The organism is Blastomonas sp. 34TW, from assembly GCF_059803595.1.
Genome location: NZ_JAPFGW010000019.1, coordinates 34,356 through 44,500, shown reverse-complemented (window position 1 = coordinate 44,500; position 10,145 = coordinate 34,356). Strand labels below are relative to the sequence as shown.

Genomic DNA, 10,145 nt, shown 5'->3' with positions numbered 1-10,145 from the left:
GAGTTCTCCATGTAGCGTTCTCCGTGAGGTTTGACGGAACAACGGCATAGCCGATCCGGCCTGCATAGGATCTATTACGACACCGAACTGGCGTTCGGGTCAGAGGATCCAGCCAATCCAGCGATGACACGGCGGGTCATCACGCTGATGCGGCCAGCGGACTACTGATGAGTTCAGGGGCTGACATGTCAGTGCGCCGCGGGGCATCGGCCCAGTTAAGGGTGGGGAGGTAACGAGCGCATGAGCAGGCACAAAGTACCGCTTCGTGACGGGATTGCTGCTGCCAGTGCCTATGTCGGATGGGACCGACCGCTTCAGACCTATTTCGCGCAGGTTCTGAGCGCTCCTGACGAAGACGGGGAGGAAATCGAACTCGTATGGGTCGGAACCGCTTTCGGAGAGCTGCCCCGCGCGGTTGACGCAATCCGCGCGCTCGAGCCCTATTGCCATATCGAGGCAAGTCTTGCCGCACAGCTCGAGATCGACAGGATGGCCTGCCTCGCCACGCGCGATGGACCCAATCAGCTCGAAGCCAAGGCGTTCATGGCGCGCCTCAACCAGATCAAGGACGGGTCCGAGCCCGAAGCTTAGGTCGGTACAGACCGGGCCTGGCTCGTAGCAGGGCCGGTTCAGCTCCAATCCAACTATCGAGACTCCTCAGCCCTCTGGGCTGGACAGGATGACGCGCGCCTGCGGTGGCTGGCGCACGGGCCGGGCCAGGGGCCCGGAGGAGAGGGGGGATGGGAGAAGGTGTTCCGGACAAGGGGTTCGGACGGCATCAGGAGAACTTCGACATGAACATCGGCACCCTCAAGGCCAACGCAGAAGGCGTTCACATCGGCCGCATCACCACCCTGACCTTCAGCGCGACGGTTGCGCTGCGGGCCTTCGAATCCACCAACGAGCGGGCACCCAAGTTCGACCTCATGGCGCTCTCGGCGGACCGCCGCAGCTGGGTCAAGATCGGCGCGCTCTGGGAATACTCGTCGAACGAGACCGGCGAGTGCTTCCTCTCGGGCCAGATCGACGATCCCAGCCTCTCGGCGCCGATCCCGGTCGCCATGTTCCAGCAGAACGATGGCAGCTACAACGTCGCCTGGCGCCGCTCGAAGCCCAAGGCCTCGCTCGACGGCTTCGGCAGCGAGAGTGAAGGCGCCCTGCCGCCGCTGACTGCCACCGGCGACGAACCGGCCAGCGACCGCAGCGTTGACAGCGGTGCTGCCACCGGCGACGGTCTGGGCGACAGCACCGCTCCGGCACCCAAGGGCAAGACGCGCGCGAGCGTCGACGCCTGACCGGGACAAGCCCCCCGTGACCGGTGCCGCGACCCGCGCCGGTCACATCGGGAAGGCCCGTCCGCGCATTCGTCGCGGGCGGGCCTTTTCTTTGCCCGGTGCTTGCAAGCCGAGCCGACCTGCAGCGGAAACTCTGCCTGCGAAAGAGAAGGGGGAGGTGCCGTTCAAGCAAAGGAGGCTTGAATGGCACAGACAAACTGGACTCTCGATCTTGGCGGGGCTCCGTGGAACGAAGACTGCGCGCAGATCGGCCACACCCCGAACTTCGACCTCGTGAATACCGCAGAAGTCACGCTCTACAGGGCTGCGCTGATCGCGGTCGCCGGGCCTCCGCCCGCCGGGATCACCCTGCGGATCAAGGCTAACGCCCATGATTTCGGGACCTACCGGACGGTCGAGGCGAGCGTCGACGACGAACAGGACGATGGTAGCCATGCCAGCTATATCGAGACCCTCGAGACCGGCTTCGCCTTTTGGCATCAAGCCGGGTTTGCACCGCCTGAATTTAGCAAGCTGACGGCCAGCGATCAGCTTGTGAGTTTCGTCGTGGATGCCGTCGCAAGCGCGCTGCGGATCACACGGCCGAGCACCACCGGGGCATTCTTTCCAGAATCCTCCGGGCCGATCCATCGCAACCTCACCGCAGCCTTTCCGGAAGCGGCACAGCGCGCCTTTTCCGAAGGGGCCGTGCCATGCTGACCGACAGCGAGCGCTTCGCCTTCAGCGCCTGGCGAATCCATGCCTTCGCCTCGACGGGCAATGCCTACGACGCCGTGCAGACCGACGAGACTATTGCTGCTGGGGATACGCTGCTCATCCTCGATGAGAGGGTTGTCGGTGTCGCGATGACCTGGCCGTTTGCTATCACCGCAGAGCCGGGCAAGCTTCACGCGGTCTGTGAGCCATGCGCTGGTGAAACCCTTGGGCACATTGAAACGGCGCTCGATGTTCCAGACGGGTCAATCGCGCGAGCCTGCCGCCTCGCACGGACACTGGGCTTTGCGATTGATGCGGGCCTCGTCCCCTTGTTGCCTGAGCTGCTGGCGGCAGAGGTGGACGGCTAGCGCGGCAAGCGTCGCCACAGAAATCTTGCTATTTTGGCAATAATTGCTATTTTGGTGCCAAGAGGAGATACCACCATGCCAGCGACGGCGAATGAGCACCCCAGGATTCCCCTGACCCGGTTTCACAACAACACCGGCGAGTTCCTTGATCTCGCAACCAAACAGCCGGTCGTCCTCACCAGCCATGGGCGCGAGCGACATGTCATCGCAGATAGCGAATATTTCCGCCATCTTGAACAGGCAGCACGCGGTGTGATCGCCGGCCACATGAATATCGAAGCTGTCGCTTCGTCCGACATGACCGAAGCCGATCGCAAGGCTTTCGCTAATGCACGGCCTTCGGCCAGTGAACTCGCCAATGACCGCTGGGAAGACTGACCGCCCCGCCGCAGGCCATATCCTCCGATACGTCTATCTCTTCGAGGAAGAGCAGAGACGGGGCCGCGACGAAGGCGTCAAGGAACGCTTTGTCGTCGTCGTTGGTGTGGAAGGGTCACGCTACCTGGTCGCGGCGATCACGACCAAGGGCGAGGGGCGCAAGAACGCTGTCGCAATCCCCGATGAGATCGCACGCGCAGCCGGGCTCGCTCCGGGCAGCGCCATTGTCGTTTCGGAATTCAACCGGTTCACCTGGCCCGGGTTCGACATCAGACCCCTGATGAAGCAGCCCGGGTACATTGCCGGACGACTCCCACCGCGGTTCACGGCAAAGACCATCGATGCCATCGCAGCCTGGGGCGCCGCTGCCGTCGATCGCGATTGATTGCCGCAACGCAGAGACAGGCAGCCCCCTTGGAGCCATGTCTGACCCCGCATCAAGGCCAGTATGGCGGCAACTTCGGGGATCGGCACCCCAGGTAGCCAAAATCGGGTCTTCCGGACGACAGCCACAAAGAGTCTATTCGCTCCCTAAAATCGGTGAGGACGGGCGATCGATCCTGCGATCATCACCGTCGACAGCAAGCTCCTGCGAGCCGAGACGCGGCGAGGTCGATGTCCAGGCGTGCGATAAGCTCCTGTGCCAACAGCACGTCCGCCGCCCAGTGCCCCTGCCTCTCTGGTCGAGCTTAGGGCCAACCTGCAGAAATGCGAGCCGTGTTGCCCGGCAAGCCGGGCTGCCCGCACCATCTCGCTTTCTGAGGTTTCCCGCGCGCCGCAGCGCGCGGTGTCCCAGCTCTCTCGCCGAGGCTCGATAAGGGCACCGGCGGACGAGCCGTCGGCACCAAGGAGGCTCATGCAATGAACATCGTCAACCTCGTCGGCCGTCTCGCCAAGGATCCCGTTGCCCGCGACCGCAGCGACACCCGCATCACCGAACTGATCCTCGTGACCGAGCGTCCGGTCATCCGCGACGGCAAGGTCCAGAAGGATCCGGGAACCGGCTACCCGGTCAAGGATGCAGAATTCCACAAGGTCACCGTCTTCAATGGCCTCGGGCTCCCGCTGCGCCAGCACAAGGCCAAGGGTGACCAACTCGCCGTGACGGGCCGCATCCACTACTCGCGCTGGCAGGACGCCGAAGGCAATGACCGCTATGGCTGCGAGATCATCGCCGAGAACGTCGAGTTTCTCTGACCGGGAGGGGCGGCGCGCAGGCGTCGCCCGAGCCCTTTCAGGGGGGCGACAGCTGGACACCGGTGGCGTCCAGCTTGGTTCCCCGGTGACCGCAGCTGCAGCGCAAGTGCCGCGCGACGATCTCCAGCTTCATCGGGATGGATTTGGCAAAGCATCGGTCTCGCAGTTTGGCCGCCGGAACGATCACAACGCGGCGGCATGCGAGACATTCAACCTGTGCGTTGAGGCCATGGCGAACCAGATCGGCCACCGTATCGAGACGCTTGCTGCCCATAGCCACGGCAGAACATCATAAGAACATTAGTTGTCAAGCGTGCTGCGGGGTTGCGCAATCGGCCTGATCAGAAAGACCCGCAAACCGAATAACAAGACACTTTGCGCCGAAGCAAAAAAGCGCAATAATCCCGCACATTGCAGCTGAGGAGTATGACATCATGGCACTCTTTAGGGTAAATCTCGACGAACAGCTCGAGGAGCATCTGGATAACGCAGCCCAGTACCAGCGGCACGATCGATCCGAAATCGTCCGACAAGCGCTGACCGAGTATTTCAGTTCAGCTCAGAACCACGTCCACGACGACGAAGCCATCTGGGACGAATGGCGCGACTTCTCCCGAACCGTGCTCGACGCACAACAAAAGGCGATCATAGCCGCCATCCGAACCCTTCCCGATGAGGCATGGGCCTCGCGGAGCGAAACGCTCGATCGCCTAACCAAGGCCATCGAAGACGTCGAATGGGACCAGGGCATTGAGCCGATCTATGAAATCTTGAGAGAAAAGGTGATCGAAAAATCGCTCGCCTTCGCCACTAACCCCGAGATCGAACCCACCAACCGAAGCTACCCGTTCGCGCCCATCATCCGCTTCGACATTGGCTTTGCAACCGATGACCTCTACTCGGTCCGGCTGCCGCTGATCCAGGCATTCTTCCAATACTACTGGGAAGCAGGCGAAGCGGCTTTCGATGAAATACCAGCCATCTGGGAAGCTGCCAAAGCGCGCATAGATGCTGGCGAAAGGCGCCCCTCAAATGAGGAAGCTGCAGCGGCGCGACGGACCTCTGGCTAGGAAATGGTGCTCTGGCAAGCGGAGTGGTTGATGTATCATCTTCCGTACGCGCGCCTTGCATGAGGCTACCGTCATGCAAGCGGCCTTGCTTCAAACTTGGTTGCCCCCTCGCAGGATAAACAGTGGGTGGCGTCTCCCGACCTCTGGCCGGGATCGCGCTCTATTCCGCCCCGTGCGCTGCGGCCCCGTCTTCACGAAGGCTTCGCGCACCCAAGGCTTCACCGAGCCCCTGAAAGGTCTCGGTCCTTCAGGTGACGATCGCTGACGCATTTGGCCGCTGGCCACGCTTGCGCGCTGCCGCCTGATGAGCGGCGCTCTCAAGCGGCTCGGGCTGCGCCGGGGCATTGCGTTTCTGATGGCCCGCCGGCTCTCGGTTCCGCCGCTCGCGGCCGAGTTGCCGCGCGCGATTTCACGTTTCAAACTTCTTCGTTTATCAGACCTTTGAAAGGAGATGAGATATGGCCAACGTCAGTGGGTCGGAGCGCAAACGGCGCAAGAAAACGCGCGAAGAGAATTCCGTTTGCGCACGCTGCAGCATAACGCTTAGCGACGGATGTGCGGACACTCATCATGATTTTGAGCGTGGCGATAAGCGATACACGGATGAAGCTCATCGACATGCTGTGTGCAAGCCGTGCCATCGAGGCATTCATCAAGTCTTTCCGCAACAAGCCGTCCCTCTTTCCGAGGTGTTGGCCAAGGAGGCATCAGGTGAGATCAAGATTGCCAGAATCTGCTGTGCGAACTGTGCATAGACACCGCCGCCGCAGCCATCTCGGCTATTGTCGTTTCCGCGGCAAACTGCACGAAGCTGCCGGTCTGCTTCAAGTACGGCTCCTGCTCGTCACTTAATGTGGCCCGCCACTGGTATGGACCCTATCGGTCCTCCTGATCCAGACGGACCGCCTTTTCGATGAAGCCCTGTGGCTCTCTCACGAAATGCGCTGCGTCTGATTGCAGAACCGTCCTGACGACAGCTTCCCTGCTTGGCTGAATGATCGCACCCTCCGGCGTTGCAAAGACGCAGTCGAGTTGCCGCGCGACGTCGCAGACCCCGCCGACCAAAGGCAAAGAGAGATCTGCCGCGTCGAAGCGGACCTGGATTTCTTCGATGAATTCGTCATCGAAGCTCACCTGAATGTCGTCCGCAGGTTCGTCACCCCACACCCGGAGACCGGTGTACGATCGCGGCTTCTCGGGCAGCAGCATGTCGAGTTTTGCGAACAGCGCATCCGCCTTTGCGATGGGCAGTGCCAGAACAACTTCCTCGAGCTGCCCGCGGCTCATCCGTGCTGCGTGGACCCCTGCGATACGCGCCGCAGAGGCAGGGATGAGGTTGATGACGAACTGCCAGACGGCCATGGCCCGAACATAGCGTCAATGCGGGCTCCGACAATGGGCTCGTTCGCTAAGTGCCGCCCATGCGGGCAGGGCAGCGCCCCTTACCCGCGAACGCGCCTTTCCTTGCCAGGAAGGCGTTCGCGCTCGGAGCTTTCCGACCGTAATGCGTGCTGCTGCGAGCAGGCGGGTCATTCGGTATCCTCCGTCCGGTCAAGGATCGGCTCAGGCTGTCGCTGCGCTTGCCTTCACCGCCCGCGTGGCGGTGATGCCCGCTTTGCGGCATCATCCCTGACAGTCCGTCGTCTTGCGACCAGCCCCGCCAAACGGTCTCTCAAGATGGGGGGAGTTCCCGCTGTAACCCCTTCGCAGGGCCGAAGGGGCGGCCCGGTGTGGCGCTGAAGCGCCTGACCGGCCCTGCCTTCGTCTCACCTGCTCGAGGGCGGGAACGTCTCTTCCACACACACAGGAACACCTGCCGAAACCTATCGGCGGCCGCCCCTTGGTCAAGGATCGCGGTCCCCCCAATTTTCAGCAATCGCGGCTGTCTCGCTGCGCTCGCGCCACGCTTGGCAGAAAATCGGTTCCCCCACGCCCGCCATGGCGGCGGCGAGACGAGCTCGCCGTCCCTGACACGGTTCGTCCGGCCCGATGGGTTTTTGGCTGTTCCCAATGTGGGGACGATTTCAAAAATCGGAGGCTTTTATGACTTTTTTCAATTCGTTCGCAGATCTGGCTCAGGCACGGATCAATCTCGCCGATGCTCGTGAAGGGATCACGGAATCCTATGACGGAGCGTTTCTTGAACACAGCGATCTGGCAAAGCTCAACATCATCGAGGCTCCAATCGCCGCAGAGATGCCGGATCCCGACATGGCGCGCCGCGCCGTGGAGATGGCAATCGGAACGATCTTCGATGTCCTCAAGGACACGCGCATGGAGGAATTTGCGCAGCAACTCGCCTGGGGCATGGTCAACTCCTTCCACATGACCGCACGCCTGGCTGAAGGTCGCGAGGACGATGCTGCAAAGAAGCTGGGCGAAATGGCCCGCCACTTCGACCCTTCGGAGATTTACGCTGTCGAGCTCGAGGAAACACAACAGCTCTGCCAGACACTGCAAGGATGCCGCGAAGCGCTCGAGGCGATGCGCGATCATGCAGCGGACGTCTACCGGGTCGAAACCGGTCGCCCCTTCACGGCCGCACGGGGATCGCAAGTCAGCAAGAACGGGGTTACCGCAAGCCAGGTGCAGGCACGCGATTTCCTCGCCGCACGCGCCAAGGATCGCAGGGCACAATTCCAGCCCGATGGCCCGCTGGTGATCGTGTCAGGTGGCCAGAAGGATTGGCACGATTTTGCGATGATCTGGGCTATCCTCGACGACATCAAGTCGCGGATCCCGAACATGGTCCTGGGCACGACCGGCATGCGCAAGGGCGTCGACGCCATGGCCGGTGCATGGGCGCAGCAGAACGGGGTCAACACGATCCTGTTCGTCCCCGATCAGCGCCACGGCAACCGGGCTCCGTTCCTGCGCAACGAGAGCATCGTTAAGCTGAACCCTGTTGAAGCGATCATCGGTGAAGGGTCGGGCATCCAGTCCAACCTTGCACAGCGCCTCCGTCAGGCAGGCGTGCCGCTGCACATCCGCCGGATCAGTGATCAGGCGCAGGTTCGGTCGCGCAACTTTGCGTGAGCGCTCTTCGGAAGGCTCCGGCTTATCCCGGGGCCTTCCGCTCTTCTTTTGCGCAAGGGGCGGGCTCTGGGGGCATCGAACCCCCTTCGCCCGCTGACGCGAGCATCGCGATCCCCTGAGTTTATCAGGCGCGCTTGTGCCTTGGCTCGGCGCGCCTTGCCCATGCTCGATGCTTTGCATCTTGCGGGCATCGCTGCCGCACTAACTGCCACACCCGGACAATGGGTCGACCAGCCATCCTTGGGGTGAACCAGAACCACCTGGCGGCATTCTGCCACCAGCTCAGGTAGTGAGAAAGAAGAGGGGGATGGAGGAGACGAGCAGCGACAGGAGGCAAAGATGCTCGTCACATTCCGCGTCAAGGATATCGAGACAAGGCTCAATTCGAAACCGGCTCAGATATGCCCGCCAGAGCTCGCAGCACTGATGCGCAGACTGCACACCGCCAACAGCACGATCGATGCAGACCCAGGCGAATTCCTGGCCGCGCCCCTGAACTTCGAGATCAATGCCAACGCGCTTGCGATCGCCGAGTTCGCATCCTGTTTCGACCATCGCCCGGAAATGATCGCGATCGTCGAGGAAGCACAGTTTCTTGGACGAATGCTGCGGATCGAGCACCACCAATACGACGCACCGATCACGATGCGGGTGAGTGAGCACATTGCACTGGTAGGCGACATCACAATGAGCAGCGACCTTGCTGCAAAGGTGCTCACCTCGCTTGGCTACCACCGCCAAGAATCTGGCCAACTGTCCCTGCAAAAGCTTGGGACAGCGCTCGAGGATCACCGGACTTATGCGGCTTTCGCCAAGGCAGGAATCACTCCGCTCTTCGAAAGCCTCGCGTTCATCGCCGCCACCGATTGTGGAGAGCAACATCCGCTGCTCGAATGGACCTCATGACTATCCGGACAGCAGTTCACGAGCAGCCACGAACCGACTGAACTCGTCGCCATGTTTAACGCTCGATCTGCAAATTGCCTCCTGCAGGATCGAGGTGGAAAAGGGTGCCCGGCACGTTGCCGCGGTGCCCTTTTTTCATGCCCCCTGGGTCACGGCACTGCCGAACAACCACATTCCGGCACATAGCTTTCGCGAAGTCGCTGGTAACGCATGCCTCCCGCCGCAGGCACGTCCACCACCATCGCCATGAGCACCCCGCCAGCATACTGGTCAACCACTAATTTCCCGACCGAGAAGCCGTGCTGCGCCGGCTTCCGCACCATCGAAAAATTAGCGGTCAAGCCTCCGCTTCGCTCCGGTGACCAGCACACTGACGGGGCGCTGTTTCATGGCATGGCGGACGAGCCGCCGAGCGCCAGGAGGCAAGGTCATGTGCTACACAACAGAAAGCTACGAAGACGACATTTCAGTGCTTCGCCAGATCAATCCCAACATCATCGCCCTTGATGAAAAAACGCTCGAAGCTGAGCGGCGCTCCTACCACACATTCTTCGACGTCCATGTCGTCGAGACCCGGGACGGGTACATCCTCATTGAGGAGGGAGACTATGGCGAGCTGCCGATGCACCTGATCGATCAGATCGTCTACACCGCTACAGGCAAAATGGCCGATGAATTCTGACGAGACAGGGCGGTGGTCACCGCCGCCCAACTCGGCAAAAATCAGGCCTCACCCGCCGAGCTTTTCGAGAGCAGAAATCGCTACCTTTGGCTTCACTTTGACGGCTAGCTCCAGAAGGGCAATCGCCGTATCCTGACCGACCTTTTTGATGAGCCGATTCAGCTCTCGTTCTGCTTCCTCACGCTCAAGCTCTGCAAGCTTCTGCCGGCGCTCCTCCAGCTCCTTTTCCGCTGCTGCCAGGGCAGATCGTTCGCGTTCAAGTTTCGACACCATTGCGCATTCCTCCAAGCCTTGAAAGACCATGCGAAGATGCACCAATCGCAGGGTCTGTTCGAGGCATTTTTTTGCTTGCTGCTCTCGCGATACTTCATCTCGAAGCATGCCCAAATTGGACGCCCACCTTGATCGAACGTGGTGCCAATGACGTGACACAGCGGTCCACAGAGGCAGGCCAAACGTCTGTGGTCAGTTCGCGAGTCCGGCTCGCCGGCACATTCCCCCCGGAAGACCAGCTGGG

Annotated in this window: 17 protein-coding genes; 13 read left to right on the top strand and 4 right to left on the bottom strand. The window is 61.4% G+C overall.

The features are described from left to right. Positions 1–30 precede the first annotated feature (30 nt). The 8 genes from OPU69_RS18230 (at position 31) to OPU69_RS18195 (ending at position 3,934) form a co-directional block, all read left to right on the top strand. Positions 31–168: a DUF3768 domain-containing protein gene (locus OPU69_RS18230; protein ID WP_120222518.1), complete on the top strand. Its 138-nt coding sequence runs from the start codon at positions 31–33 to the stop codon at positions 166–168. Between the two features lie 72 nt (positions 169–240). Next, a complete protein-coding gene (locus OPU69_RS18225) occupies positions 241–591 on the top strand; it encodes a hypothetical protein (RefSeq protein WP_052241788.1) in 351 nt (116 codons plus the stop codon). Between the two features lie 203 nt (positions 592–794). After that, a complete protein-coding gene (locus OPU69_RS18220; RefSeq protein ID WP_058803387.1) occupies positions 795–1,295 on the top strand; it encodes a DUF736 domain-containing protein in 501 nt (166 codons plus the stop codon). Between the two features lie 183 nt (positions 1,296–1,478). Then, entirely contained in the window at positions 1,479–1,994 is a 516-nt protein-coding gene (locus tag OPU69_RS18215) for a hypothetical protein (RefSeq protein ID WP_498512945.1), read from the top strand. Then, entirely contained in the window at positions 1,988–2,359 is a 372-nt protein-coding gene (locus OPU69_RS18210; protein WP_058456873.1) for a hypothetical protein, read from the top strand. The genes OPU69_RS18215 and OPU69_RS18210 overlap by 7 nt, the downstream gene beginning before the upstream one ends. Before the next feature lie 75 nt (positions 2,360–2,434). After that, on the top strand, positions 2,435–2,737 hold the full coding sequence (locus tag OPU69_RS18205; protein WP_058456874.1) for a type II toxin-antitoxin system Phd/YefM family antitoxin: 303 nt from the start codon (positions 2,435–2,437) through the stop codon (positions 2,735–2,737). Beyond that, the gene (locus tag OPU69_RS18200; RefSeq protein WP_058456875.1) at positions 2,718–3,122 is read left to right on the top strand and encodes a hypothetical protein; all 405 of its coding nucleotides are present in this window, start codon (positions 2,718–2,720) and stop codon (positions 3,120–3,122) included. Before OPU69_RS18205 ends, OPU69_RS18200 begins: the two co-directional genes overlap by 20 nt. Before the next feature lie 476 nt (positions 3,123–3,598). Continuing rightward, entirely contained in the window at positions 3,599–3,934 is a 336-nt protein-coding gene (locus tag OPU69_RS18195) for a single-stranded DNA-binding protein (protein WP_058456876.1), read from the top strand. A 37-nt stretch (positions 3,935–3,971) separates the two neighbouring features. Here OPU69_RS18195 and OPU69_RS18190 read toward each other — a convergent pair whose 3' ends face one another. Next, positions 3,972–4,208, bottom strand: coding sequence for a hypothetical protein (locus tag OPU69_RS18190; RefSeq protein ID WP_058456877.1), 237 nt, complete (start codon positions 4,206–4,208; stop codon positions 3,972–3,974). A gap of 160 nt (positions 4,209–4,368) precedes the next feature. Between OPU69_RS18190 and OPU69_RS18185 the strand changes: the two genes are divergently transcribed. Both OPU69_RS18185 and OPU69_RS18180 read left to right on the top strand, forming a co-directional pair. Beyond that, entirely contained in the window at positions 4,369–5,004 is a 636-nt protein-coding gene (locus OPU69_RS18185; RefSeq protein ID WP_058456878.1) for a hypothetical protein, read from the top strand. Positions 5,005–5,308: 304 nt separating this feature from the next. Further along, positions 5,309–5,449 (top strand): hypothetical protein, encoded by a 141-nt coding sequence (locus OPU69_RS18180; protein WP_156416645.1) that lies wholly within the window; start codon positions 5,309–5,311, stop codon positions 5,447–5,449. A 431-nt stretch (positions 5,450–5,880) separates the two neighbouring features. Here OPU69_RS18180 and OPU69_RS18175 read toward each other — a convergent pair whose 3' ends face one another. Next, positions 5,881–6,366, bottom strand: coding sequence for a hypothetical protein (locus OPU69_RS18175; RefSeq protein WP_058456879.1), 486 nt, complete (start codon positions 6,364–6,366; stop codon positions 5,881–5,883). A gap of 681 nt (positions 6,367–7,047) precedes the next feature. On the opposite strand from OPU69_RS18175, the gene OPU69_RS18170 reads away from it, so the two are divergent. Together OPU69_RS18170 and OPU69_RS18165 are read left to right on the top strand one after the other, a co-directional pair. Continuing rightward, complete coding sequence (locus tag OPU69_RS18170; protein WP_058803389.1) at positions 7,048–8,040, top strand: DUF2493 domain-containing protein; 993 nt, start codon at positions 7,048–7,050, stop codon at positions 8,038–8,040. A gap of 339 nt (positions 8,041–8,379) precedes the next feature. Then, positions 8,380–8,946, top strand: coding sequence for a hypothetical protein (locus OPU69_RS18165; RefSeq protein WP_058818295.1), 567 nt, complete (start codon positions 8,380–8,382; stop codon positions 8,944–8,946). A gap of 149 nt (positions 8,947–9,095) precedes the next feature. On the opposite strand, the gene OPU69_RS18160 is transcribed toward OPU69_RS18165, so the two are convergent. After that, positions 9,096–9,287: a hypothetical protein gene (locus OPU69_RS18160; protein ID WP_146215413.1), complete on the bottom strand. Its 192-nt coding sequence runs from the start codon at positions 9,285–9,287 to the stop codon at positions 9,096–9,098. Between the two features lie 17 nt (positions 9,288–9,304). Here OPU69_RS18160 and OPU69_RS18155 point away from each other — a divergent pair, with 17 nt between their 5' ends. Continuing rightward, the gene (locus OPU69_RS18155; protein WP_321164273.1) at positions 9,305–9,628 is read left to right on the top strand and encodes a hypothetical protein; all 324 of its coding nucleotides are present in this window, start codon (positions 9,305–9,307) and stop codon (positions 9,626–9,628) included. A 48-nt stretch (positions 9,629–9,676) separates the two neighbouring features. On the opposite strand, the gene OPU69_RS18150 is transcribed toward OPU69_RS18155, so the two are convergent. After that, a complete protein-coding gene (locus OPU69_RS18150) occupies positions 9,677–10,009 on the bottom strand; it encodes a hypothetical protein (protein WP_062345368.1) in 333 nt (110 codons plus the stop codon). Positions 10,010–10,145 lie beyond the last annotated feature (136 nt).

Bases quoted from the DNA above. Each gene is read 5' to 3' on its own strand.
- OPU69_RS18195 (WP_058456876.1), top strand. From the start codon at position 3,599: ATGAACATCGTCAACCTCGTCGGCCGTCTCGCCAAGGATCCCGTTGCC.
- OPU69_RS18170 (WP_058803389.1), top strand. From the start codon at position 7,048: ATGACTTTTTTCAATTCGTTCGCAGATCTGGCTCAGGCACGGATCAAT.
- OPU69_RS18225 (WP_052241788.1), top strand. From the start codon at position 241: ATGAGCAGGCACAAAGTACCGCTTCGTGACGGGATTGCTGCTGCCAGT.
- OPU69_RS18165 (WP_058818295.1), top strand. From the start codon at position 8,380: ATGCTCGTCACATTCCGCGTCAAGGATATCGAGACAAGGCTCAATTCG.
- OPU69_RS18190 (WP_058456877.1), bottom strand. From the start codon at position 4,208: ATGGGCAGCAAGCGTCTCGATACGGTGGCCGATCTGGTTCGCCATGGC.
- OPU69_RS18215 (WP_498512945.1), top strand. From the start codon at position 1,479: ATGGCACAGACAAACTGGACTCTCGATCTTGGCGGGGCTCCGTGGAAC.
- OPU69_RS18150 (WP_062345368.1), bottom strand. From the start codon at position 10,009: ATGCTTCGAGATGAAGTATCGCGAGAGCAGCAAGCAAAAAAATGCCTC.
- OPU69_RS18210 (WP_058456873.1), top strand. From the start codon at position 1,988: ATGCTGACCGACAGCGAGCGCTTCGCCTTCAGCGCCTGGCGAATCCAT.
- OPU69_RS18205 (WP_058456874.1), top strand. From the start codon at position 2,435: ATGCCAGCGACGGCGAATGAGCACCCCAGGATTCCCCTGACCCGGTTT.
- OPU69_RS18220 (WP_058803387.1), top strand. From the start codon at position 795: ATGAACATCGGCACCCTCAAGGCCAACGCAGAAGGCGTTCACATCGGC.
- OPU69_RS18185 (WP_058456878.1), top strand. From the start codon at position 4,369: ATGGCACTCTTTAGGGTAAATCTCGACGAACAGCTCGAGGAGCATCTG.
- OPU69_RS18180 (WP_156416645.1), top strand. From the start codon at position 5,309: ATGAGCGGCGCTCTCAAGCGGCTCGGGCTGCGCCGGGGCATTGCGTTT.
- OPU69_RS18175 (WP_058456879.1), bottom strand. From the start codon at position 6,366: ATGGCCGTCTGGCAGTTCGTCATCAACCTCATCCCTGCCTCTGCGGCG.
- OPU69_RS18200 (WP_058456875.1), top strand. From the start codon at position 2,718: ATGACCGCTGGGAAGACTGACCGCCCCGCCGCAGGCCATATCCTCCGA.